We start from the raw sequence: 25584 nt of genomic DNA on the forward strand, positions 1-25584 counted from the left end.
GTGAGCATGAAACTTGTTGGTGCGAATTTACTTGTACCTTTTAGGGTATTCGCATTGTACGGAAGTCCGCGCCTGTGCCGGAAAATCCAAGCGCTCTCGAGAAAGTTATAGAACACAGCAAAACTTATGAAACAGAGCAGAAATAAACACCTCATTATCAAGCTAGTGACAATCGGTTTGCTGATCGCCGGTCTGAGCTATATTCTCCATCCGGGCCTGGGGCAGTTCAGTCTTACTATCAATGGTCATCCGGTCGCCGAGCCCCTGGCCCGGCTAACGGCGATCCCGACCTTGCTGCTCACGCTGTTGTTTACCGGCTTGCTCGTGCTGTTGCTGTTTTTGGGCGTCGGCATGATGCTGTTCCTGGGCACATTGTTATTTGTAGCGCTGGGGATTTTCATCATAGCGCCTTATTTGTGGCCGGTGCTGGCTGTTATTTTTCTGGTCGTCATGCTCATGTCATTGGGTGGCGATAAACAGGTCTGATTTTTGCCGATGAATATTCTTAGACGCGCACGGGTCCGGTACATCCTGCACCGCTACCCGATCAAGCATGACGTATGGGAGGCCGTCACAGCCAAGCTGGCCGTGTTGCAGGGACTGACTTCAGTCGAAAAAGCGCATCTGCGCGAACTGAGCACATTGTTTCTGCATGACAAAAGGATTTACGGCGCGCAGGGTTTTGAGGTGAGCGAGGCGATGCGCATCCATGTAGCGGCCATAGCCTGTCTGCCGATTCTGCATTTGGGAATCGGGTTGTTTTCGCATGGAGCGATGTGGTGATTTACGCCGACGCTTTTCGGGTCAGCCGTGAGGAAGTTGACGAGATGGGCATCGTCCATTATCAGGATAGGGTATTAAGTGGCGAATCGTGGTCGCGTGGGCCGGTGATCCTGTCCTGGCGCGATATCGAGCAGGACACTCAAAGAGGTTATGAAGGACACAACGTGATCATTCATGAAATCGCGCACAAACTGGACATGCTGGACGGCAGCGCCAACGGCATACCGCCGCTGCATATGGCCATGCCCGTGCCGCCCTGGACCGATGCATTCAGCACGGCCTATGCCGCATTGAATCATCGCCTTGAACACCATCATGAGGTTTGTGTCGATCCGTATGCGGCAACCAGCCCTGCCGAGTTTTTCGCCGTGTTCAGCGAATACTTTTTCTGCGCGCCCGACATTCTGCATGCGCACTTCCGCGACGTATACCGGCAACTGCAACTTTATTACCGGCAGGACCCGCTGAGCCGGATTCATACGGATAAAACAGCCGATCAGCCGGTTCATGAGGCCGCGGAGTAAAGGGTTTGAATTCAGCTGTAGGATCGAATTCATTCGACCCGAAACGCGGCTATTTTTTAAATGGGGTTAAGTGCGAATGCCCGCAAGAGGCACAAGTGAATTCACACCTACACGCGCATCACTATTCAGGCGGCAAGGTCCGCCGTGAGTTGAATGAAAAGCGCGGCAACCAGGATAAAAAACAGTCCGTACCTAATATCAGTTATTAATGTTGACAGTTTAGAAACTGATAATGTCGATTTGAAGAGGTAGCTTAGCCTTGGTAAATGATCGCCTGCCAATCAGCCGGAAGGAGAGGGCGCTTGCAGAAATCAAAGGTTGCGGCAGTTGTTGTGTTTAATATTGATGAGGAGATGAATAATGGCCGATAGAATTGAAATCGAAATTCGGGAAATGCAACAGAGAATGCAGGAATACCTCCAGATGCACTGGAAGTTCTTCCTGGCGGAAGGCGCTTTTTTTATCATTCTCGGCATAGCGGCCATCATCGTGCCGCAGGTTTTCACCATAGCCATCGCCTTATTCATTGGCTGGCTACTGCTGCTGGGCGGCATCTTTCAAATCGCCAGAGCCATCCGCTTCAGCTCGATGCCGGGCTTTGGCATGTGGCTTCTTATCGGCGTTCTGCAGGTGTTAATCGGTTATTTTCTGATCGCGCAGCCCATGAAAGGCGCGCTGACTTTAACCATGCTGATGACGCTGTATTTTGCCGTGGAAGGCATTGCAAAAATATCCCTGGCATTCATGATGCGTCCATTGGCTCATTGGGGCTGGGTATTTTTTAGCGGTTTTACCGCCCTGATGCTGTCCGTTGTCGTCTGGGCCGGCTGGCCCGGCACGGCCGCCTGGGTGCTCGGCCTGCTGCTGGGAATTAACATGATCTTTCTCGGCGGTTCATTGGTCAAGATCAGCTTGCATCATGGAGGAAACGCTTGAGCTGACCATTTTGTAACAGGAATTAAAAAAACTTGCCGTTCATAAGCTTTTGTTTTGGATTTTTAGCCGAGAATATTATATAATTGTTATTCTAAATTCCTAATTCGGGGTGTTAGCTCAGTTGGTAGAGCAGTGGACTCTTAATCCATGGGTCCAGGGTTCGAGTCCCTGACGCCCCACCATTAAAATCAAGGGGTTGCAGACAAAAATCTGTAACCCTTTTTTATTGTCTCAAAGAAATGTAACCAATATGTAACCGGATTTACTCAACAGGAACGCAACAATTGCCGATTCATCAGGCACAAAAAAGCCCCTATTAAAAAGGGCTGAATAAGGACTTTGTATTGAGGGTGAGAGCGTAAACCCTCGCTCATGATGTTACCGTTAATTTCTTATCGACTAATTAATGAGCCACAAAAAAGGCCAGCATATAGCCAACCTTGATTGATGATTGTTCTTTGATGTAATGCTTCGGTTACTTTAGGTGGAGTTTCTCTAAATATTCCGCTGATTCCCCGATTGTATCGGCTAGCAGATTGACAGCGTCTAGCATAGTCACTTTGTTAAAGTTGCTCTTGATGGCTTCCGGTATAAGACTTTCGCATTCCTCATCCACTTGAAACCGTCTAAGCATGTCTGATATTGCCAATATTGCTCCACTTGCCTGTTTAATCTTCTCAATATGCTCCTGAGTTACGTCATAGGGCCTAAAAGCGGGTTCTTTTCGGCGGTCATGCTTTCTCTTATCTTTAGCACGCGACTCAATAAATCTATACAGTTTTTTATCTGGTTCTGTCTCTAATTTCATATTGTTTGTACTGTGCAAGAAACACAAGATAAGCATAGTTGACAAAAATAAAACTGCCAGTAAATGGTGGGCTTGGCTGAGCTTTGATGCTCACCATTGGTTGTACTGACTCAATCGCTCGCAATGGAAGAACAAAAGGCAAAAAAAGCCCCTAAATTAAAGGGGCTGAATAGAGACTCCACTGTAAGTGAGGGTGGGGTTTAATCCCTCGGTCATGATGTTACCGCTCATTTCTTATTGGTTAATTAATGAGATACAAAAAAGCCAATGTGCCCCGGCTTTGATTAAGTATTTTCTGATTACAGCTATTCGCAAACAGCCTCTAATTTTTCCCAAGTCGTCATGTGTTGGTGTTTGATCGCTGATACTGAGCCGGTCAGCGTTGAGGTGGTCTAATTCGGGTGGACATCAAACTCGGCCGACAATTCGGCTAAGGTCTTATCGCCTCTCAGCGCTGCCAAGGCCGTCTTGGCTTTGAACTGGGGCGAGTGATTGCTTCTTTTCTCACTCACGTTTTCTCCTCATGCGTTGAGATCACCATAGAGCCACTTTATCACTTAAGCCACTGCCTAATTCTCTGGGGCCATTTCTGTTCATGTAAATAAATCACATATTGCCTGTGTAATTTTTCACAGATTTCAACGATCCATTTCTTCAAACTATCCTGCAAGTACTTCGATGTTCAACAGGGCGGAACTTGGCATTTCAATTTTAATGCGAGGTGTGAGTTAAGGTTCAGCTGGTTCTATCCAGAAGTATTTGGTACAGAGGGTGTATTTAATACGGATGATGCAACGGTCTCGTCTGGGGTTGAAGATTAGCCGATCTCATCAACCTAAGGAGAAAAGTGAAGGAGCATTAGAAGTTGCGATTGAGATGGCGTTTACGGATTATCTGGGTATCAGCGTGTCATGCCGTTATCCGATGGCACGGCATTACTCAAGCTGATGCTCTAGCTTGCTACCAGTTAGTTAATGCTCGATAATTTTTCTGCATCATTAGCATTAGTAGGCGCCGCTCAGCTACGTTAAAAAAGGAAGCCCCAAGCAGCGCCGGAGTGAATATAACAAGTAGAACAAATCAGCTCATAATTGGAGAAAATCTTGTGGAGCAGCAATATAAATTAATACCTTACATTTTATTCGGGCTTTTATCCTCTCATTTTGGCAGTGCGGTCGCAGCCGCTCCTAAAATCTGTCCGCCCGGACTTGAAGCGGATTCCCCGACCGTTCCTTTCTCAATAGAACAGGCAGACATCAATAGTGGCGCTCTCAGCTTCCAGCAAATCAGCAACCACGGTAAATCGCTGTTTGACGCCAGATTCAACCGTTGCGACGGTTCAGGCCGACCTGAAACGACTGGCGGCGGCGACAAACGCGACATTCCCAGCTTCTCGGAAGAGGGGGAACCCATCACCGCGGCACAGGTTGAAAAACTGCGCACTTCGGCCCCGGATTCCGATGCCTGTTCCGGCTGCCATGCTCAGCCCGAAAGCGGCGGCGCGGGCGATTTTGTCGCCAACGTATTTGTTTTGGCCCAGACGCTGGACCCTGTCACGCTGTCTGTAAGCCCGACAAGAAGCAACAGCCGCAACACCCTGGGCATGCACGGCTCAGGGCCGATCGAAATGCTGGCGCGTGAAATGACGGCGGATCTTCAGGCGCAAAGAGCCGGCCTGGGTGACGGCGTTCATACGCTGACCACGAAAGGCATCAAGTTCAAGGTCAAAATTGCTAACGGGCAAGTGGTTGAATCGGAAGGCATAGATCACGATCTGATAGTCAAGCCTTTTCATCAAGCCGGCAAAGTCATTTCATTGCGCGAATTCTCTAACAATGCCATGAACCACCATCACGGCATGCAAGCCGAGGAGCGTTTTGACTTGAATCCGTCTAAAGGGATGGATTTTGATGGAGACGGCGTCGAGCGCGAGCTGACCATCGGCGACGAGACCGCCATTAGCATCTGGCAGGCTCAATTATCCACGCCGGTGCAGGTCATGCCGGAAAAACACGAAGAGCGCGAGGTTGTTAAACACGGTGAAAAGGTATTCAACGATGTCGGCTGTACCTCCTGTCACGCGCCTTCAATGGTGCTGAACACCCGCCATTTTGTCGAGCCTAACCCGTACAACCCTGCCGGCAACTGCAAATCCGCCGAGGACGGCTGTCCGAATTTTTCCTTCGACATGACCAAAACCGGCGACAAGCCCAGACTTGAAAAAGGCCCCAAAAATACGGCCATTGTCCGCGCTTATACCGATCTTAAACGCCACAACCTGTGTGATGACGCCAATAGCGCCAATCCTATCCGCTGGTTTTGCAATGAGCAGCTCGCGCAGGGCCGGCCGGACCAGAACGGCAAGCCCGGTTCCGAATTCTTCTTGACCCGCAAATTATGGGATGTCGGCAATACTGCGCCTTATGGCCACCGCGGCGACATTAGCACCATTACAGAAGCCATTCTGTACCACGGCGGAGAAGCCCGCGCCTCTCGCGACGCCTTCGCCGCGAAACCGGTAGAGGATCAAAAAGCGCTTGTGGCATTTTTGAAGACACTGCAGGTCGTGCCGCAAAAAAAGTAAATTCAGTATAGCGGCTGAATTAGCCAGCCCCGTTGCCGGACCGGTATCTTCCGGTCCGGCAACGGGCATTGAAACGCTAACCGAATAATGACACGTCGACTCTTATGAAATGGATCAAGAGTAAAACCCTGTTCTCACTATCACTGCTGTTACCCCTGGGCAGCTGCAACTACAACGACGCCAGAATTGACTATGACAAACAGATAAAAGTCTGTTCGACCGCTGAAAGCAACGGGCTGATAGATATGGCGGCTCAAGCCTGCCATCAGGCGCTGAAGATTGCGGACGATCAGGTCTTTGCGCCCTCGGAAGTCTCGGAGCTGTTGTATCAGCTAGGCTATCTGGAGCGCCAGCGAGGACAGTTTAAAGACGCGGAAAAGCTTATCCGGCGCTCACTGGCGATCGAGGATCTTCTTAAAAATCAAGGAAAAATCGCCTCCCGGCTGATTGAACTGGCATTGAACCAAGCCGGACAGGATCTCTGGCTGGATGGCGCCGATACATTGAAACACGTTGTCCCTTTGCTCGAGAGCTTGTCAGGCAATGATCGGAAAGCGGCGGCCGGTGCGTTCAGGTTATTCAACGTACGGCTTGAGGCGCGTGGTTATGCCGCAGAGGCCAAACTATTTAAAGCCGATTTCTCTGATCAGGGAAATTTTAGCGGTCCAGCTATCATTAATTAAGAGGGTATAAACAGTGGAGCAAAAAGAAATTAAGGGCATCTACGCCAATATCCCTGACAAAATCGAGACGATTGATTGCACCTTGCGCGATGGAGAACAGGCGCCGGGCGTCTGGTTCTCGCTGGAAGAAAAGCTAAGGTTGGTAAAGTTATTATCGGAAGCGGGGGTTGATGTTCTGGATGCGGGCTTTCCGGCCAGCAGCTGCGCCGATACCGAGGCTATGCAGGAAATGAAAAGCATGGGGCTGCGCTCAAGCATAGGCGCAACCGCCCGCGCCGTTCATAACGATATTGTCGCGGCCGAAAGAGCCCATGCCGATGAAGTGTTTTTGTTCATTCCGACCAGTGATTTTCGTATTCAGCAAACCCTTGGCGCAGACCGGTCCAAGGCGCTCGGCATGCTCAAAGCCGCGGCCGAAGAAGCGGCCGGCAGGGCCATGGGCGTCAATCTGGTTTTCGAGGACGCAACACGGGCAAGCTTTTCATCATTGATGCTTTTTATGAATACATTGCTGGCCAGTGTACCCATAAAGAGAATTATTGTTTGCGACACGGTCGGCTGTACTTTTCCCTACGCCATGGAGCGGTTGATAGCGCACCTATACGATGCGGTCCCCAAAGACGTCAGGCTGTGTGCTCATTGCCACAACGATTTTGGTCTGGCTGTCGCCAATACGCTGGCCAGTGTCGCTGCGGGCGCATCCAGCATTACCTGTACTGTCAATGGCATCGGGGAACGCGCCGGAAATGCCGACCTGGCGGAGACTATCGCCGCTCTGGAGCATCTTTTGTTCGTCGGACATTCAATTCGTCCCGACTATCTGCCGGTTCTGGCCAGGGAAGTTGAGCGGATCAGCGGCATTCATACCAGTCCGACCAAACCTGTCACCGGCTTTAATGTGTACCGTCACGAGTCGGGCGTACATGTCGACGGCATGCTCAAAAATGCAAAAAGTTATGAATATCTGCCTTCTTCATGGGTTGGCGCGCAAACCGAATACGTGCTGGGCAAGCACAGCGGCGCCGCGCTGGTGCGCCATCTGTTGAAACAGGCCAATATCGACGCAGAGGAAGAAATGGTCCATCAGATACTCGGCAGCGTCAAGAAGGCTATGGAAAAACGCGGCAAGGAACGCCACAAACAAGCTTACAGTGATTGCCTGCAGTTTCGTACCCAGGCTTTGTCAGGCGTGAGAATTGCCGATTTTCTCGCCCAACATGTCAGTGACTGATTCGGAGATAGTATTGTGCGGGAAACATTAAGCGACAAGGTCATTCGCAGCCATGCCTTGAACGGCACCGGCCAGGAAGACTATGTGCATGCCAGGATAGATGCGCTACTGGGCCATGACGCAACCATTGCTTTGCTTATCAATGAGTTCGAGCGGCGCCAATTATCCATTTGGGACAAGAGCAAAGTCATTTTTACCAATGACCATTTCTCACCGGCGGCCAGCATTGAACGTGCCGATATTTCCGCCAATTTTCTGCGTTTTTCCCGAAACCAGAAGATAGACCACTTATTGGTGGATAAAGGCATTTGCCACCAGTTGCTGGTCGAAAACAGCCTGTGCCAGCCGGGCAGCCTGATTGTCGGCGCCGACAGCCATACCATTATGGGCGGCGGATTGGGCGCTTGCGCCACCGGCATGGGCTCTACCGATATTCTGTTCGCGCTGGCCACAGGCACGACCTGGCTGCGCAAGCCGAAAACGATACGCGTCATTTTCCACGGCAGCCTGCCTGAAACCTGCAGCGGGCGGGATATCATCCTGGAGCTGCTGCGCCTGCTGGGCGAGGACGGCGCCCAGTATCGCTGCCTCGAATTTCACGATCATGCCCAGCCCAAATTGTCTCAGGATGACCGTTTCGCGATCGCCAATATGGCGGTTGAAATCGGCGCCAAGTTCGGGGTTTTTGTTCCCGACGAGATTACTTTGGCTTACTGTCATGCGCGCGACAAGCAGACACCGGGCAATTTGGTGCTGCCGGATGCCGATGCCGACTACGAATACACCCTGGAGCTTGACTTATCAGCGCTCAGCCCAAGAATAGCCAAGCCCTGGTCGCCGGCTAATGTAGTCGCGCTCAGCGAGCTTGACAGCATACCGATCAGCACGGCTTTCCTGGGCTCCTGCTCCAGCGGCAGAATCGAGGATATTCAGGAGGCCGCCGAAGAACTGGAGGGAAAAACCATTCATCCCGACGTGCGCCTGATCATTATTCCGGCCTCAATCAATATCTTCAAACAGGCGCTGGACAAGGGTTATGTCAAAACCCTGACCGAAGCCGGGGCTATTTTCAATCAAAGCAGCTGCGGGCCGTGCGGCGGCATAGACAAGGGCGTATTGGGCTCCACCGATGTCTGTATTTCCACGTCCAACCGCAATTTTCGCGGGCGCATGGGGCATTGGGACAGCAGGACCTATCTCGCCAGCGCCAGGACGGTGGCGCGGGCGGCACTAAAAGGTTGTATCAGCGGAGATTTATATTCATGAACAGTATCCAGGGCAGCGTCTGGTTATTTGGCGATAACCTCAACACCGATGTGATCCATCCGCCCAATTGTTACAGTCTGGACCCGGTCGTGGTCAAGCAGGGCCTGTTTTCAAAACTGGACGCCACGCTGCAATCCCGCCTGAAGCCGGGCGATATTCTAGTGGGCGGCAAGAATTTCGGCTGCGGCTCCAGCCGGGAGACGTCCATTCGAAGTCTGTTGCTGAATGAGATAGGCGCGATTGTCGCAGTCGATTTTGCGCGCATTTTCTTCCGAAATGCCACCAACAACGGCCTGCCTTGCCTGCAATTTGCCAATGCCGAAGACAAGCAGAAGCTGGCTGAAGGCGAAACCTGGACGATCTCTCTCGATGACTGGACGTTGACAAGCAAAACCGGCTTGACCATTCCTTTAGTGCCGGCCGGTTCCTTTGTCAGGAAAATCTGGTCGGAAGGCGGTTTATTAAATCTGTTGCCGGCTTCGGCTGAAGACGCATGACGCAAGCAAAACTTTTTGACAAACCCGAATGCCTCGATGTGATGACCTGGGCCGGAAAATGGGGAGACAGCCTCGAAAAGGTGGTGTCGGCCCGTTTTACCGAATTGACAGGCGTGCCTGTCAGGCATCATACGAACATCGGCCTGCGTTTGCCGGAGCGGCTTCATGATGCGCTGCGCACCCGAGAACGCCCGCCTTATGACGTGGTCTGGTCCAATGCGGTACCGGCGGTCGCCATGGCAGAACTGGATTATTGCCAAGTGTTCGATGAAGATGACATGCCATCACTGGCTGAGCTTTATGAGCGCGCCCGGCCGACGGGCTTTGTCGACCGGCTGGTGTTTCCCTACAGCGTGCATTATGTGCTGGTCTATTTAAAGCCGGCCGTCGAGGCTCGTGCGCTCAAAAGCTGGGACATCCTCATGGAGCAAAGGCATGCCGGCAAGATCGCCGTTTACCCGAACGGCAAGGGGTTCTATCCGATTGCCCAGGTGCTGGGCGGCGGCAGTATTGATAGCATGCCTGAAAACATGCAGCCCTGCTGGAATTACTTGGCCGGGTTCCGGCCCCGGATAGCCGTTCTGGATTACAGCATCGGCATGGAATCCCTGTTCAGGACGGGAAGTATCAATCTGTGTTTCCGGGCCTTGCCGAATGCGCTGGGCTTTATTGAAGCGGGGCTGGATGTCGGCTGGACCCTTCCTGAGGAAGGCACCTCGGATACCACCGACGCGCTGTGGATTCCGCAGCATGTGCCAGAAGATCGCGCCTACTGGGCAAGGAAATACATTGATGTCGCTCTGTCCGCCGGCGTGCAAAGCGAATGGTGCAGCAGATTAGGAGCTTTGCCCGCCAACAAGAGAGCTGAAGCTTCGGCTATTTTCGATGGGCCGGGCTTCCCGCGCAACATGGATGACACTGGCGGTTTTCTGTACGTGCCTGACGCTGTGATGTGGCGACACGAAGCCCAATGGGAAGCGATCTTCGAACAATTGCCATCGGTAGGTTGCTGAAAAATTCGACGATTTGCCATTGGCCTAGTTAACAGGCCGTTTTTGCCGCTACATTCCGTCTCGTCTCAGCGCATCAGATGCAGCAATTTTTATAGTGAGTCAAAAGATCTCATTCAGCTGATTTCAGGCGACGGCTCATTATGCTGGTGCAACAGAACCGGCGAGCTATCCAGGTAAATAGATCACACTTTACATGTGTAATTTTTCACAGATTCCGTCGGCCTGTTTCTTCATACTATTTCACAAGGTTCGATGTTCGACAGAACTCGATGAGTGAATCAAACTTGAGATGTCATGCTATGACCGATAAATCTTCCACCGATAAATTATTTCTTCCGGGACAGGATTTCACAATCCGTCCGGAATGGCGAAGAACAGCACAGCCACAGTACGCACAAGCCCTGGTTTATGCGCCCGGCAGAGTGCATTTTTGCGTATTCGATTTTTCCAAAATGGGCCCCGGCCTGGGCGGCGGGGGGCTCGGAGTCTCCACGTCAACCGCGGTCAATAAACTACTTGTTTCCAGAAAGCGCAATGCCAGTCAGGAAATGACTGCCACCACACGGCATCTGGTGCAGCTTTTTAAGGAACTGGTCAATTACGCCGACGACGATATTTTTGTCGACATACAGGAAAAGATTCAGTTTTCCCATGCGGGCCTTGGCTCCAATGTCAGCCTGAATACGGCTGTGATTGCAGGGCTGAATGCCTTGTTCGGCAGTCCTTTTTCCGTGGAAAACATGTGGGACATCATCACCCGTAATTACGTCGAGAACGCCGCGGACGGCCATTCCATTTATCGCGGGCTGGATACCGGCGTCGGCGAGGCCTGCCTGTTGTATGGCGGTCTGGTATGGATCGCCGAAGGGGAGGGCATGGGCGATGGACGGTATATCGGCAATCTGGCCACCGATGGCCTTTGGATAGTGACCGCGGTAGGCGATGTCGGGAAATTGTCCGGTGATGTGCTCAAGGCGTTCGGCGCCGATGCGGATATGTCCGGAAAAACCGAAAGCGAAGTCGTTGCCGGCAAATGCAACGAGTATCAACGCCAGTACGGCGATGCGCTTCACGCGGTGCTGCACAGAATGCGAGCCGATCTGTTGAGAAATGATCTGCGTGGTCTTTTATCGACTTGCTGGGACATGAATGAAGTCGGCAACATTAAAGTGCTGGAAGGCATCTATGAGCCCGCCATTTTGCATAAACTGGTCAAAACCCTGCGCAATGCAGGAGCCTTATACGCCGGCATGAGCAGCGCCGGTCCAGGGTTTTTCGCGTTTGCTGATTCAGAACACAGTGCGCTAAGGCTGCAATCCGTTCTGCAGGACCGGTTTGGCGATTATTTCAATAATTTCGCCGTGGGTCAGGCGGGCTCAAAACTGAGCATCTATCTGGATTAGTGCCCATACCGAACTTCAATCATCAAGTCCATCAGAGAACACGCTTAAAATGACACCGCAGGCTGAACATCATTTGACCAGGGATCATATTTTTACCGTTATGCAGGCGCAGCTGAAAAAGCTGGCCGACAGCTACGAGACCATACCCGAAGAGATCCATTGGTCCGATTCCATTATGACCGATCTGGGCTTTGACTCGATAACCGTGGTCGAACTTTGCTGCGCTGTTGAGGAAGCCCTGCAGATAAAGGAACTGCCATTAAACCAGTGGCTTAACGAACAATCGGAAAAAGACGGTGAGCGTTATACGATTGCCTCATTCGTTGATCTGGTTCTCAGCGCCAATGCGCCGCATTGACAGGGAGTAGACTGTCATGGAACAGGTATCAACAGCACTGCCGTTCGAGGCCATCGGCACCCGCCGTGCCAATGCGCTGTCCCTGCGGCCACACGGACTGCCCGGCACGTTAATAACGCTGTGCGGCATTGATGGCGCGGGCAAAACGTCCACCATAAAGGCCATCACGGATTATATCGGCAGTCAGGGCCTGCCGGTATTCTGCACCTACACGCCCACCGAGCGGGTCAGAACCAACAGCTTGTTTCGCGCTTTGGTTGACGCCGCGGACGACAAGGCGCGCAGCCAGATAGACATTCTCGGCCTGTGCCTGACCATTCTGGGGGATTTGATCCAGCACATCAGCGACACCATCATCCCTCATCTTGAGCAGGGACATGTCGTGATCTGCGACCGCTACATCTACACCAGCCAGGCCGAAGTCCACAGCCGGGCGGCCGATGAAATTCCCAAAACCGTGCTGGCCTATATCGCCCGGCACGTCATACGTCCTGACCTGGCCATCGGCATGCATATCGATCCGGATACGGCCAGACAGCGCATACAACAGCGCGAGCATGAGCGGGACAAACCGCTTGATCTCGAGTTCATGAAAATCCAGGCGGAGGCCTATCTCAATGTCGCGCGCGACAACGGGCTGCTCATGATTACAACCGATGCGCCGCTGGAGTCCACTTTTGCCCTGCTGAAGCCCAGCCTGGATTATTGTCTGGCAAGGTATAAAAAATGATTTCCAACAGCCAAAGCGAACAACGGCGTAAAAAATTCGCCGGCGTGTTGCCGGCTCTGTGTTGGTTTCGCTCTTATGCCCGCACCCGATTGCCTTTCGGCAGCCTTATTCTGCCGCTGGCGCTGAGCTTTCCTTTATCCTGTATTTTATATCATAGACTTAGTGGTCAACCAATTAACCTCAGTCTCGTATCTGTCGCTGAATGGTTGAGCTTCATTCTGCTTTTTGTCCAGTTGCGCCTGATCGATGACCTGGATGACGTGCAGGATGATCACCGTAATCAACATCAGCAAAATGAGCTGACACAGCATTTATCCATGCTGCTGATCATCACGGCCAGCACGTTAATCGTGCTGAACATGGCTTCCTTCAGGACCCTGTCGGCGGTTATTTTTTCAACCTTGATCTCATACGCCGGGCCGTTCCTGATCAAGCGCTTTCTTCCTCCGCATCCGGCCAGCCTGATACTGGGCTGGCTGGTTTTTGAAGGGGCTCCGGCGTCCTTTTTTGTTTACATCTATTTCGCCTGGTTAAGCCATTCCCCGGCAGAAGCGCTCTCAATCACGCAGATAGCCCCGGTGGCCGGCATATTCTGGCTGGCTTACGAAATCTGGAAGTTTTCCCGCAAAGTGCATGTTAATGCCATGCAGCCCTATTTTCTGCCAAAAAAAGGCGTCAGGGTGGTGTTGAGTTTATTGCTGGTTCTGGCGGCGGCCTTGATGGCGGCCTTGGCCGACATGGCTGATTTTTCAGCCTTCGGACGTTACAGCGCCGGTTTGTTGCCTCTGGTTTTTTTAGTCTGGATGAACAGCACATGGCCTGATCTTTCAGGGCTTGAGGGCCGCGAAACGATCACGGCGCCGGCTTGGAACGGCATGAGCTTTCTGGTCATCTTTGAAATCATGCTGGGCATTGAATTTATTTTTGAATGGGTACGGTTATAACTATGCAAATACTGGTAACAGGCGCGAGCGGTTTAGTGGGCGCAGAAGCCATCGCCAGGCTTCTGAAAGCCGGGCACACCATTGTGGCGCTCGTTCATTCCGTCGGTAATATTGTTACCAACGACGGTACGCTTTTGCCCAGCCGGCCTTATACCGGCGGGCGGGGCAATCCGGGCGAACTGCTGACTGTTAAAGGCGATCTTCAGCAGGACGGTTTGGGGTTAGATGCCGAACTCTACAGGCAGCTTCAGTCCTCCGTGGATAGGGTGCTGCATTCGGCGGCCCTGACCAGCTTCGGACGTCCCGAGGAACGCTACGAAGCCATCAATGTGGCCGGCACGCAGCGGATGATTGACTTTGCCATGAAAAAGCCAGGCGCCTGCATTCCTTTCATCTACATCAGCACGATGTATGTCTGCGGCGAGCGGCCCGGCATTTTTTCGGAAACGGCGTTCGACCGCGGGCAAAGCTTCGGCAGTCCTTATGAGGCCAGCAAATTCAGGGCCGAATCGCTGATCAGGAAGGCCCAGGACAATGGACTGCCCACGGTTATCGTGCGCCCCGCCATTATCGTCGGCGATTCTGTCGACGGCACCATGCGCAAATTCGACACCATCTATGCGGTTTACCGCATCACCACGGCCGGACTGGTGCGGACCATACCCGGCGATTACGGCGCGACGCTGGATATCGTGCCGATAGACTGGGTGGCGGACGGCGTGGTGGCCGCGCTGGAAAATTTCAGTCAAGCGCAGGGCAGAACCCTGCACCTGTGCTCCGACCAGCCGCTGGCCTTGCGCGAAATCAACGACGTCTGCGCCTTGTTTCCTTCTTTCAGCGTGCCCCGGTTTGTGCCCGGTCACGTGTTTCACAGCTACGGCATGAAAGGCCTGGAAAAGCGCTACTACGATGAAGTGATCAGCCTGTACGAATCCTACTTTCGCCGGCAGACGGTTTTTGTCCGGGATTCGACCCGGGACATTTTTGCCAAGGCGCCGCCGGCGCAGGGCAAGGAATTGCTGCACAAAGTTTTCAGCTACGCCGTCAAAGTCGGCTATTTCAGAAGAACAACCCATGAAATCTAACCGTCAGGGAGAATGTTGATGTCGCTTAATCATTCATTTCTGCTGCAGCTCTGGGAGCAGTCCCGCCAGCAGCTATACGCTCAGCTGGGTCAACGGCAGCCATCGGCGGTCTTTCTTGAAGGCTCGATCGCCGAGGGTTTTGGCAACGAGCGCTCGGATATCGACTTCGTTGCCATCATTGACGACGGCACGGAAATGGCCACCATGCCTTATATCTTGTTTCTGGAAAACCGGCGCGTCGAAGTGCGTCTGCTCAGCCGGGAGCGGCTGCAGCGTGAACTGCTGCAAGTAAAAGAAGCCCTGAATGCGGGCATCGAATCCGTGGCGCAGATATCCTGGAACCAGCTGGAGCGCTGCCAGCGGTTCATCGGCTGCCTGCCTATTGAAAACGAAGCCTACATCAAATCATTGCAGGATCTGCTGGGCAAGGAGTCGCTGGGCAGGGCGGTCGCGCTGTGGTTCGAGGATTTTGCCCGGCAGACCGGACGCTATGCGGTGGCCATGCTGGCGCTGGAGCAGGATGATTATGCCCGGGCCTGGATAAAGACGTCGGTTTTTCACGCCGCCAAAAGTTTTGTCGCCCAGCGCGGTGAACGCTATCTGGGCTCCAAATGGCTGTCGCTGCAGCTGGATCGCGCCCAGGTCGATAAAAAGCTGGTGCAACGCTTTTGGGATTTTTATACCGAAAAATCCCAAGACAGCAGCGCCATCGACTATTTGCATAAAGGCATTGCCCTGCTGGAAGAATTCTCGGTTTCCGGCGTTGAGCTGAATTTTGAAAAAGTGCTCGCCGACAGCCGGGCCGGTGTCAGCACCTGGCAAATAGGCCGGCATCTGCACATTCTTCGCGACGAAGACATCTTTCGACTGGACGACGGATCTGCCCGCGTCTGGCGCCGAATTATCTGGAATACGCCCTGTATACAGATAGCTCATGACAAACGCAGTGCCCAGGCGACAACAGACGCCAAAAATCATTTGGCCGATTTCAGCCGCGCCGGTCTGATCTCCCTGTGCTGGGGAGGCGAGGGCGAAATTCGGGCCCGGCAGCTGGGAACCTCGTGCCCATTGCTGACGGGTAAGGCAGCGCTGATCTCGGTCGACGGGGCGCGACTGTCCGCCAGCAGCCCGGCCGGCATTCAACTGCTGCCGGTTCCTGCCCGCCGCCTGGCGGAAGCCGGCGTCGAACTGACCTGGGCGAACATAGGCGTGGAAAACTCCCGGGAAGATTCGGAAGGCGCACTGCGTAGCGGCCAGCTGCGGGTGCTGCAGTATACCCTGCAGCGCATGATTCAGACCGCCAGCATGGTCGCCCTAGCCGGGTACGGCATCACGCCGCAGCCGCCGCTGGAAGAAGCGGTTCTTGAAGCCTTGCGCCTGCTGCCGTTGAATCCGTCTCTGGTCGAAGCCATCCAGCGCATTGAGACCGAGTCCATCCATTCCAGGGAACAAGGGCAGGAACTGTTCGAGCTTGCCGGACAAATTGTCAGAGAACTGCGGCAACTGGGCGGCGATGAGCAGTTTCCGGCCAGTTTTGACACGGCCTCGGGCTGGTGCGAAACGGTCATGTATGGTTATGACTGGATTAATCTGGCCACGCATTTGAACGCACGTTTTCCGGCCAGTGCGGTGGGCGGGCGAGGTTCCGCTGAAGAAGCCCGTGATTTGCTCGCCTCGAGCATCGGTTGAAACAGGACAGGATATGGAACATAGCATGATTGCACCGCTCACCCCGGCAAATCGTCTCGAAGATATTGAACGGTTTGCTGGCAACAAGGGGAAATCCCTTTACCTGCTAGGAAACAATGGGGTTCCTGTGCCTGCCTGGATCATCCTGGGCACGGACGTCTTTCAATACTACCGGAAAGCGGTCGGTCTCGATAAGGTGATTGCGGCTCTTTTAGAGAGCTTCAATGCGGACAATGCCGGCGACATAGCGGCTCAGATTCAAAATGCCGTGCTGTCGGCACCGCTGCCCGAAACGGTCAGCGCCTTGATCAAGGAAGCGCTGACTTCATTGGGGGAGGGGCCTGTCGCCATTCGCTCTTCCGGCAAGGAGGAGGACAGCAAGGACTTTTCCTTTGCCGGCCAGTTTGATACGTATCTGGGCATCGAAGGCCTGGATGACATCCTGCTCCATGTGCAGAAATGCTGGGCATCGGTGTATTCGGAGCGCTCGCTGCTGTATCGGCACCGCCACAATCTGGGCTTTGCCCATATCGATATTGCCGTCATTCTGCAACGGCTGGTCATGGCCGACCGCAGCGGCGTGGTATTTACCGTCAATCCCGCCAGCGGCAATGCCAATGAACTGGTCATCAGCGCCGTTTACGGCTTGGGGGAAGGACTGGTTTCAGGATTGGTGGACGCGGATACGGTCGTCGTCGACAAGCGTAACGGCGCTCTGATCAGTCAGGTGATTGGGGAAAAAGCCCAGCAGGTAGGGCCGAACGGCAACATCAGCGATGTCCCGCCTGAGGCCCAGCAGCAATTGTCCCTGAGCAGCGAAAACATACAGGCGATCTGCGCGTCGGCCAGGCAGATCGAGCAGAACTTCAAAGCGCCGCAGGATATTGAATGGTGCCTGCAGGAAGGCCGTTTATGGATACTCCAGGCCAGGCCGGTCACGGCTTTCAAAGAGGAACCGAAAGGCGATTTTCAGATTTGGGACAATTCCAACATTATCGAGAACTATCCCGGTATCGTCAGTCCGTTGACCTTCACGTTCACACAAAACCTGTATTCGACAGTGTTTCGGGAATACTGCCGCCTATTGCGCATTCCCGAAAAACAGCTCAAGGAAATGGACGGCTTCCTCGGCTCGGTGCTGGGCTATATGAACGGGCGGGCCTATTACAACCTGCTGCATTGGTACAAACTGGTCGGCACCAGCCCGTTTTATAACCTGGGCCATAAAATGCTGGAAGTCCAGATGGGGCTGGACGAGTCGCTGGACCTTGTCGCCTGCGAGGAAAAAATCCAGCCTTACCACGCCGATTCCCGCCTTGAGTATCTTTGGATTCGCGCTTTGAGCGGGGCAATGTTTTTCTGGTATTTTTTTACGCTGAAAAAGCAGGTGCGCAAATTCCGTGCGGCCTTTTACAAACTGTACGAGACCTTCAATGCCATTGACTACAGCGAATTGCCCGCCGACCGGATCTATGCCCACAGCAAGCAGTTCGAGCAGGCGATTATCGCCCGTTGGGGCATCATGATTTCGCTGGAATCCTCCATCGGCTTGCCCTATGGCTTGTTAAGGCTCCTGATCCGCCGCTGGCTGCCCGATGCGCCTGACTGGCTGGAAGTCGCCGTAATCGGCGGCATTCATGATATGGAATCCATGGAGCCGGCCTTGAAAATGGCTGAGCTGGTCGGCCATGCCAGACAGAATCCCGAATGGGAGCGCATTATCAGCCAGACGCCGGCAAAGCAATGCAGCCAAGCGTTGGCCGCGGCGGGAGCCGATGCGTTTCTGGCCCGGATTGACGCCTACATTGCCGCTTACGGCTATCGCAGCAACAATGAGCTGAAGCTGGAAGAGCCCGATTTGCGCGAGGAGCCCGGCGTATTGTTTGACATGCTGAAAGTGGCCCTGGCCACAGGCGCCAAAGAGCAGGGCGCGCCGGCGGCCTATGAGCGCGATCTGAAAGCGCTGCTTGATAAGGGACTGAATCCCGTGCAGCGCGTTCTGTTCAATATTGTCTTGCGCAAAGTCCAGTCTGCCATTCAGGCGCGGGAGACCGTGCGTTTTTGCCGCTCCCGAACGTTCGGCGTCTTCAGAAACATGTACCGGGCCATAGGCAATGACTTTGCCCGCCATGGACTGTTTGACGACGGGCGGGATATTTTCTATCTGCGCCTTGAAGAATTGAAAGGCTGCTTCGAAGGCATGGTTTCTGCCCGTGAGATAAAACCTTTAATTGTTCAGCGCAAGGCCGATATGGACGCTTATCGCGCAATGAAAGCCTTGCCACCGCGTTTTGTCACCTTCGGCTCGGTGCTCGGCTGGCTGCAGCGATGGTCGGAAACGGATGGTCAGCAGCATGAATCGGCCGCAGCCGATGACGGCAGCCGCGAGCTGCGCGGCACGGCCTGTTCCCCCGGCTTTGTTGAAGGCCATGTCCAGATCGTGCAGGAGCCCGGCGAGTTCACGGGCGGCATCCTGGCCACTTACCGCACGGACCCGGGCTGGGTGGCCGTGTTTCCGTTTGCCGAGGCGCTGCTGATCGAGCGCGGCAGTCCGCTGACGCATGCGGCGATTGTCGCCAGAGAAGTCGGTTTGCCCACGATCGTGCAAATACCGAAACTGACCCAAATGCTCAAATCCGGCATGCGGGTCAGAGTCAACGGCCAGTCAGGCACGGTCACCATTCTGGACTGAGGGCTGAACCGATCAGTCTTTTATTGCCGAACGATCCCTTATCCATTTTGAAAAAGCCGGTTTGCATTTATGAGTGAAACCCTTGCCGATATTTTGTTTGCACTGCCGCACGACGAAGAGCGCGGCATGCGTTTCATTACGCAACAAAACGAAGAACACTATTATCCCTGGCATTTGCTGCGGCAGCAGGCGCAACGGGTCGCCGCCAATCTGCAGTTCATGGGCGTCAAAAAAGGCGACCGCATCGCGCTGGTGATTGCCGAGCAGGAATATTTCATGCTCGGTTTTCTCGGCGCCCTGCTGGCGGGCGCGGTGCCGGTGCCCATGTCCTCGAATTTTATTGCCACGACCCGCAGCCGGCACAGTTATTTCGCCACGCTCGGCCACATCATTCAGGCCGCCGGCGCCCGCATGCTGCTGTGCATGGCGGCGCATGAAACTTTTTTGCAACAGGGTTTGCGCGATGCAAGCGGGGCAACCGTCAATCCGGCTTTGCTGGCCGTCGAGACTTTGCTGGCAGCAGAAGGCGGCGCTTTTAATCCGCCCAAAGTGAGCGGCAGCGACCTGTGCTTTCTGCAGTTCACCTCCGGCAGCACGTCGATGCCCAAGGGGGCGATGGTCAGCCATGGCAATGTCATCGCCAACGCCAGAGCCTTTCTCGGCAATAAAGGCAGTCTGAAAAGGCGCGATGACGATATTACTCTGGGCTGGGTGCCGTTCTACCATGACATGGGACTGATGTGTTTTGGCCTGGGGCCTTTGGTGGTTGATCTGCCGGCGGTCCTGATTCCAACCGAACGCTTCGCCAGACAGCCCTGGTACTGGATGATGGCGATATCGCAATACCGCGCGTCCATCACGTTCGCCCCGAATTTTGCTTTCGATATCGCCGCCCGCCTGACGCGCGAGCGGCACTTGGCCGGCATGGATTTGAGCCGGCTGCGCGCGGCCGGCTGCGGCTCGGAACCGATAAACCCGAAAGTCCTGCGTCAATTCTCTGCCTGTTTCGCGCCGGCAGGATTGCGTGCGACGGCCCTGATGCCTTGCTATGGCATGGCGGAAGCTACGGTAGGCATTTCTTTTCACACGGTCGATGCGCCGATCATCACCGATCTCGTCGATGCCAGCGCCTTGCGCAACGGTGAAGCGCTGCCGGCTCAGGCCGGCAGCGGGCAGACTGCGGAAATGATCAGCTGCGGGCAGGTCATTCCTGACCACCAGCTTAAAATTGTCGGCCCGGACGGCCAGGCCTTGCCTGAGCGCCAGGTGGGGGAGATCTGTTTTTCCGGTGCAAGCGTTACGCAGGGCTATTACCGGAATCAGGATGCAACCCTGGAAAGCTACCGGGACGGCTGGCTGCACACCGGGGATCTGGGCTATATCGCCCAGGGCGAACTGTATATCTGCGGCCGGCTCAAAGACCTGGTCATTATCCATGGCGTCAACTACTATCCGCAGGATATCGAGTGGATCGCCTCGCAGGCCGAAGGGATCAGGCCCAATAAAGTGGTTGCCTTCAGCGTCATGCGCCATGGCCAAGAATGCCTGATACTGTGCGTCGAGCCCAATAGTTATAAAAATATCGAGGCCCTTAAACATGCTCTGGTTGAAGACGTCGAGAAAGGGCTGGGGCTGCGCATCAGCGAGGTCGTGGTCTTAAAATCGGGCGCTCTGCCCCTGACCTCGAGCGGCAAGGTACAGCGGCGCAAAACCAAAGCCCTGTTTGAGAACGGGGATCTGCAGGCCTATGAGGAACTGGATGAGGCGGAAAGCCTCCCGGCGTAATCCCAGGCGATCGCCGGCAGCCCGTTGCCAGAAGCATAATTCATATTCACAAAAGCCATGACTCCTAGATTGATTCAAATGACTACCCATTCCATTCAGGCCTGCCATGTTCCGTTATAAAGATCCGTTCGTACAAAACCTGGCTGAGCAGATAGCCGCCCTTATTTCAGGCGAAGCCATCGACAGAGAGTCTGTCGAGCAGGCATTGGAAGAGCTTGCCTTGGCCAACCTGCCTCAGCTTGCCGACTACTGGCGAAAAACCGGCTGCCGTCTGGGCATACCGGATGCCGCCTTTAAAAACAGTCATGTCTACTATTTTCCGGACCAGCCCGCGGCAAGGGTTTTTCGAACCAGCGGCACCAGCGGCGCCGATAGGGGAGCCGCCTGTTATTCGCCCTTGGGACTGAAGCTGATGGACCTTTCGATCATCGAAAACGCCAGACGGCATCTTATTCAAGAACTGGACATGCCCGTCATCATCCGCTTCGTGCCTACCGTTTCACAGGCGCCGGAGATGATCATGGCTTATGGCATGGAACTGATCGCGACGACGTTTGGCGACAAGTCCCGTAGCGCTTCGGTCATCACCGGCAACGGCGTCGATTTCGAGCGTCTGCGTTCCATTCTGGACCAGGCCGTCAGCGACGATCAGCCTGTGGTTCTGCTGGGCGGTTCGTTCGCGTTTGTAAATATCTGCGATGCGCTGGAAAAGCTCGGGTGGTCATGGCAGTTGCCTGAAGGTTCAAGAACGCTGGACGGCGGGGGCTTTAAGGGGCGTTCCCGCGTCGTCAGGGCCGGCGAGCTGAGATCGGCCATCACGAAAACGTTCGGCATTCCGGCCGGACGGGCTTTCAATGTCTTTGGCATGACCGAACTGGCGAGCCAGCTTTATGACGCCAATGACCGCGAGATAGGCCCGCTCGACGAACGCCCCAAACGCAATCTGCCGTTTCTGCAGGCGCGGGTCCGGGACAGTTATACGCTGGCCTACTGCGATAGGGGCGAGGGGCTGGTTGAAATTATGGATTCGTGCATCATCGACCGTCCTCATCGCGTATTGACCGGCGACCTGGGGCTGGCGTCCGAGGACGGCGTAGCCATTATCGGCCGAGTAGAGCGCGGACAAGCCCGCGGCTGCTCTTTGTCTCTGGAAAGCATTAAATTCTGACTTATGCCTACTAATCGTAATATTTCCTGGATACCCGCCTGGGTGGATGCCAGCCAGCTGGAAACCTTCAATGCCAATATCATCAATGACCAGGGCGGTCAGCCGTGGCGGTGCACCCGGCCCTTGAGCGATCGCTGGAGCGTCATTGCCGATGGGCTCAGAGAGTCAACGGCTGCGCTGCGGGCCATGCCCATCGCCCATATTGTCGAGACGATCGATAAAGTCACCGCCAAATGGTGTGACCGGAACTGGCCGGTGCGGCAGGCGGCGCGTGCGGCCGTCGTTGAAGCGACCGGCTTTTCTGCGGAAGCGGTTGACAGAAGCTTCGATGTCGAACTGAAAAACTACCGGGCCGATTCCCTGTGGCGGGTGTTATACCGCGAGCTGGGCGATGCGGCAGCACTGGACGGTTTCGTGGCCGATGCCAGACTGCCGGGGCGCACTTACGCCATAGGCCCCGAGCTTACGCTGGCGATCTTTACCGGCAACGTGCCGGGCTTGCCGGCGCTGTCCATGGTCAGAGCCTTGCTGGCCAAGTCGGCAGTCATCGCCAAAGTAGCCAGCGGGGAGCCTACTTTTGCCGCCCGTTTTGCGGCAAGCCTGGCTGAAGAGGACGCGCGCATAGGCGACGCCCTGTTGGTCACTTACTGGGAACGCCATGAGCGCGACCTGCTGAAAACCGTTCTGTCTCAGGCAGAAGCCGTCATCGCTTATGGCAGCATCGAAGCCTGCCGTTCGGTTCGGGAATTGGCCCGCGATAACCGCATTTACATGGAACACGGCCATAAGTTCTCCGCGGGGCTTGTGGGGCGCGACTATCTGGCCCGGGTCGGGGCGCCGGTCATTGCCGGGCGCATTGCCGAGGATGTAGGCACATTCAATCAGCATGCCTGCATCGCGCCGCAGGTTTATTTCGTGGAAGGCGACAGGGCGGCCGTCCATAAGCTGGGCGATGAGCTCAGCCGGGCCATGCAGGCTTACGCCGAAAAATACCCTTTGGGCAACTTAAGGCTCAAGGATGCCCAGACCCTGCAATTGCAGCGTGCGGCGCAGGCTTGGAAGGCGACCGTCGCCGATGCCGATAGCGGCTTATGGCAGGATTCCGCGCTGAACTGGACCATAGCGATTGAAAAAGACCTGGCTGAGCACAGCCTGTCAGGCAACCGTTACATCGGGCTTATTCCCGTGGACAGTCTGGAACAGGCACTGAAAGCGCTGCGGCCCTATGGCGAATTTCTGCAGAATCTTGCCTTGGGCGCTGATGAGCCTGAACTGTCGGTTCTGGCGAGACGGGCGGCATTGCTGGGCGCCAGCCGTATCTGCCAGCCGGGACGCATGGCGGAGCCCAGCATGATGTGGCATCATGACGGCCAGATGTGCGTCGCCGGGCTGTTGCGCTGGTGCGACATAGAAATGCACGACGCTTTACATGAACAGGAAGAACAATAATGCGCAGATTTCATTTGTTTGAAACAGTCGACTTGAACTGGTGGCCGCAGGTTTTGCGCGACGGCGTCATGGACTGGCTACGGTTTATGATAGACAGCCACAAGAACTTCAATCTTATGGCGCCCAGGCTGCGCGATACGCTGGATAAAATGGGCACCAGCCAGATTATCGATTTATGCGCCGGCGGTTCCGGGCCCTGGCTGACGCTGGCGGCGGAACTGGAGAAAACCGGCGAGGTGCAAATTCTCCTGACCGATTTTTTCCCCAATGAGAAAGCCTTTCGCTACACGCTGGAGCAGTCCGGCGGCCGCATCCGCTTTCACCCTGAGCGCGTGGATGCCAGGAACGTGCCTTCATCGCTGAAAGGCGTGCGCACCATTTTTAGCGCGTTGCATCATTTTCGTCCTGACCAGGTGCAGGCGATTCTCGCCGATGCCGTCAACACCCGGCAGGCGATCGTGGTCATTGAGGGCTCCGATCACCGTCTATACGGCAGTCTGTTAATGCTGACCATGCCGCTGTTCATGCTGCTGTTGATGCCTTTCGTCAAGCCGTTTCGCTGGTCGCGCCTGTTTTTTACCTATCTGGTCCCCATCCTGCCAATAGCCGGCCTGTGGGACGGCATGGTCTCCATGCTGCGCACCTACACACCTGATGAACTGCGCGAAATCATCGACCGCATTCCAGGGCAGGAGGCGTTTTCCTGGGACATCGGCACGCAGGCGATCCCCGGCTCGCCCATAGGCATTACCTATCTTATCGGCACTCCAGACTCAACAGTTTCTTAAACCATGAATACAAAACCGCAAATAGTGCGCAGAACGCTGCGACAGTATTTTTCCGAACTGGGGCTGCTGCTCGACAATCCCCTGTCGGGCTTTGAAGTTTACCAGCAACGCTGGGGGGACGTGGTTCCGCTGCCGATTCCCGGCTTGCGGGCTTTTCAAATCACGCATCCTGAACAGGTGGGCGTGGTCTTGAAAATACCCCATCGGGACCAGATGGCGACCAAGTCCCTGAAAGACCTGCTGGGCAAAGGCTTGCTGACCAATCAGGAAGACGACTGGCACTGGCGGCGGCGCATCATTGCCAAACCGCTGGGGCCCAAGGCCATCACGGCCTTTGTTGATGATATGTTTCGCCTGACCGAAAGCTGGTTTATCCGGCTCAATCCGGAGGGCAGGGAAGTCGACGTGACGCCCGAATTAATGGGGCTGGCTTTCGATATTCTGATACACACGGTTTTCGGGGCCAATATCAAAATCAACAAAGACAGCATATTGTCCTTGCTGGAACAGTATATGAGCGAATTTACCCTCGACAATACCGGCTGGCGCCGCTGGCTGCCTCCGTTCATTGTCACGCCGGGCCGTCGTCAGCGGCGCCGGGCGATTGCCGGCATGCAGGATTTGATCCGCACCGCCATCGCGCAGCGCCGGGCTGCGCCGGAAAGCGATGATCTCCTGTATCGCCTGATGACCGCCCGTGATGAAGAAGGCAACAGCCTCAATGACGAGCAACTGCGCGATGAATTGCTGACCATGATTCTGGCCGGTTACGACACGGTAGCGTTAATGATCGGTTATGCCTTGTGGCTGTTGGCAAGGCATCCTGCCATTCAGCAGCAGGTTCATGAGGAATTGAAAGCGATTATCGCCGACGGCCCCATCAATGCCGAAACGCTCGCCAGACTGCCGCTGCTGAATGCGGTGTTGGATGAGTCGCTGCGCCTGTTTCCGCCCGCCTACATCATCGGGCGCGAGGCCGATAAAGACCTTGATCTGAACGGTTTCCAGATAAAGCGCGGCGACCAGTTGCTGGTTCCGCTGTGGGTCGTGCACCGCGATCCGCGCTGGTGGCAGGCGCCGGACGCGTTCAGGCCGGAGCGGTGGCTGAATGGCGAGACCGCGCACCTGCCGGCCAACGCCTTCTTCCCGTTCGGCGGCGGGCCGCGCC

Annotated in this window: 23 protein-coding genes, 1 tRNA gene and 1 pseudogene; 23 read left to right on the forward strand and 2 right to left on the reverse strand. The window is 54.8% G+C overall.

Annotated features, from left to right (window positions below):
* The first annotated feature begins 126 nt into the window (after positions 1-126).
* The 5 genes from IT781_RS13080 (at position 127) to IT781_RS13095 (ending at position 2425) form a co-directional block, all read left to right on the forward strand.
* Positions 127-486, forward strand: a complete 360-nt coding sequence (locus IT781_RS13080) for a hypothetical protein (protein WP_194970612.1) — start codon at positions 127-129, stop codon at positions 484-486.
* A gap of 9 nt (positions 487-495) precedes the next feature.
* Positions 496-783 (forward strand): zinc-dependent peptidase, encoded by a 288-nt coding sequence (locus IT781_RS22605; protein ID WP_255528698.1) that lies wholly within the window; start codon positions 496-498, stop codon positions 781-783.
* A complete protein-coding gene (locus tag IT781_RS13085) occupies positions 780-1307 on the forward strand; it encodes a zinc-dependent peptidase (protein WP_370526999.1) in 528 nt (175 codons plus the stop codon). Before IT781_RS22605 ends, IT781_RS13085 begins: the two co-directional genes overlap by 4 nt.
* 360 nt (positions 1308-1667) lie before the next feature.
* Entirely contained in the window at positions 1668-2243 is a 576-nt protein-coding gene (locus tag IT781_RS13090) for an HdeD family acid-resistance protein (RefSeq protein ID WP_194970613.1), read from the forward strand.
* Between the two features lie 106 nt (positions 2244-2349).
* A tRNA-Lys gene (locus IT781_RS13095) sits at positions 2350-2425 on the forward strand.
* Positions 2426-2718: 293 nt separating this feature from the next.
* Here the strand turns inward: IT781_RS13095 and IT781_RS13100 are convergent.
* On the reverse strand, positions 2719-3051 hold the full coding sequence (locus IT781_RS13100) for a hypothetical protein (RefSeq protein WP_194970614.1): 333 nt from the start codon (positions 3049-3051) through the stop codon (positions 2719-2721).
* Positions 3052-3446: 395 nt separating this feature from the next.
* A pseudogene (locus IT781_RS13105) lies at positions 3447-3563 on the reverse strand (transposase); the annotation flags it as partial.
* A gap of 593 nt (positions 3564-4156) precedes the next feature.
* Here IT781_RS13105 and IT781_RS22875 point away from each other — a divergent pair.
* The 18 genes from IT781_RS22875 to IT781_RS13195 form a co-directional block, all read left to right on the forward strand.
* Positions 4157-5635: a di-heme oxidoredictase family protein gene (locus tag IT781_RS22875; RefSeq protein WP_194970615.1), complete on the forward strand. Its 1479-nt coding sequence runs from the start codon at positions 4157-4159 to the stop codon at positions 5633-5635.
* Positions 5636-5739: 104 nt separating this feature from the next.
* Positions 5740-6318, forward strand: a complete 579-nt coding sequence (locus IT781_RS13115) for a hypothetical protein (protein WP_194970616.1) — start codon at positions 5740-5742, stop codon at positions 6316-6318.
* Positions 6319-6331: 13 nt separating this feature from the next.
* Positions 6332-7549, forward strand: coding sequence for a 2-isopropylmalate synthase (locus IT781_RS13120; RefSeq protein WP_194970617.1), 1218 nt, complete (start codon positions 6332-6334; stop codon positions 7547-7549).
* Between the two features lie 15 nt (positions 7550-7564).
* Positions 7565-8815, forward strand: a complete 1251-nt coding sequence (locus IT781_RS13125) for an aconitase/3-isopropylmalate dehydratase large subunit family protein (RefSeq protein WP_194970618.1) — start codon at positions 7565-7567, stop codon at positions 8813-8815.
* A complete protein-coding gene (locus tag IT781_RS13130; protein ID WP_194970619.1) occupies positions 8812-9312 on the forward strand; it encodes an aconitate hydratase in 501 nt (166 codons plus the stop codon). Before IT781_RS13125 ends, IT781_RS13130 begins: the two co-directional genes overlap by 4 nt.
* The gene (locus IT781_RS13135) at positions 9309-10325 is read left to right on the forward strand and encodes an extracellular solute-binding protein (protein ID WP_194970620.1); all 1017 of its coding nucleotides are present in this window, start codon (positions 9309-9311) and stop codon (positions 10323-10325) included. The genes IT781_RS13130 and IT781_RS13135 overlap by 4 nt, the downstream gene beginning before the upstream one ends.
* A 299-nt stretch (positions 10326-10624) precedes the next feature.
* Complete coding sequence (locus IT781_RS13140) at positions 10625-11728, forward strand: hypothetical protein (protein WP_194970621.1); 1104 nt, start codon at positions 10625-10627, stop codon at positions 11726-11728.
* Between the two features lie 49 nt (positions 11729-11777).
* Positions 11778-12086: an acyl carrier protein gene (locus IT781_RS13145; protein WP_194970622.1), complete on the forward strand. Its 309-nt coding sequence runs from the start codon at positions 11778-11780 to the stop codon at positions 12084-12086.
* Positions 12087-12102: 16 nt separating this feature from the next.
* On the forward strand, positions 12103-12816 hold the full coding sequence (locus IT781_RS13150) for a dTMP kinase (RefSeq protein WP_194970623.1): 714 nt from the start codon (positions 12103-12105) through the stop codon (positions 12814-12816).
* Positions 12813-13760 carry a hypothetical protein gene (locus tag IT781_RS13155; protein WP_194970624.1) on the forward strand — a complete coding sequence of 316 codons (948 nt, stop codon included), beginning with the start codon at positions 12813-12815 and terminating at the stop codon, positions 13758-13760. Before IT781_RS13150 ends, IT781_RS13155 begins: the two co-directional genes overlap by 4 nt.
* Before the next feature lie 2 nt (positions 13761-13762).
* The gene (locus IT781_RS13160; protein ID WP_228779133.1) at positions 13763-14845 is read left to right on the forward strand and encodes an SDR family oxidoreductase; all 1083 of its coding nucleotides are present in this window, start codon (positions 13763-13765) and stop codon (positions 14843-14845) included.
* Positions 14846-14863: 18 nt separating this feature from the next.
* Positions 14864-16534, forward strand: coding sequence for a nucleotidyltransferase domain-containing protein (locus tag IT781_RS13165; protein WP_194970625.1), 1671 nt, complete (start codon positions 14864-14866; stop codon positions 16532-16534).
* Positions 16535-16559: 25 nt separating this feature from the next.
* Complete coding sequence (locus IT781_RS13170; RefSeq protein WP_194970626.1) at positions 16560-19226, forward strand: phosphoenolpyruvate synthase; 2667 nt, start codon at positions 16560-16562, stop codon at positions 19224-19226.
* 69 nt (positions 19227-19295) lie between these two features.
* Positions 19296-21011 carry a fatty acyl-AMP ligase gene (locus IT781_RS13175; protein WP_194970627.1) on the forward strand — a complete coding sequence of 572 codons (1716 nt, stop codon included), beginning with the start codon at positions 19296-19298 and terminating at the stop codon, positions 21009-21011.
* Between the two features lie 106 nt (positions 21012-21117).
* Positions 21118-22179, forward strand: coding sequence for an acyl-CoA reductase (locus tag IT781_RS13180; RefSeq protein ID WP_194970628.1), 1062 nt, complete (start codon positions 21118-21120; stop codon positions 22177-22179).
* 3 nt (positions 22180-22182) lie between these two features.
* Positions 22183-23628 (forward strand): acyl-CoA reductase, encoded by a 1446-nt coding sequence (locus IT781_RS13185; protein ID WP_194970629.1) that lies wholly within the window; start codon positions 22183-22185, stop codon positions 23626-23628.
* On the forward strand, positions 23628-24416 hold the full coding sequence (locus IT781_RS13190) for a class I SAM-dependent methyltransferase (RefSeq protein WP_194970630.1): 789 nt from the start codon (positions 23628-23630) through the stop codon (positions 24414-24416). Before IT781_RS13185 ends, IT781_RS13190 begins: the two co-directional genes overlap by 1 nt.
* Positions 24417-24419: 3 nt before the next feature.
* Positions 24420-25584, forward strand: a 1165-nt coding sequence (locus IT781_RS13195; protein ID WP_194970631.1) for a cytochrome P450, incomplete at its 3' end; no start/stop codon positions are given.

Origin of the sequence: Methylobacter sp. BlB1 (assembly GCF_015476545.1) — a bacterium.
Classification (GTDB): Bacteria; Pseudomonadota; Gammaproteobacteria; order Methylococcales; family Methylomonadaceae; genus Methylobacter.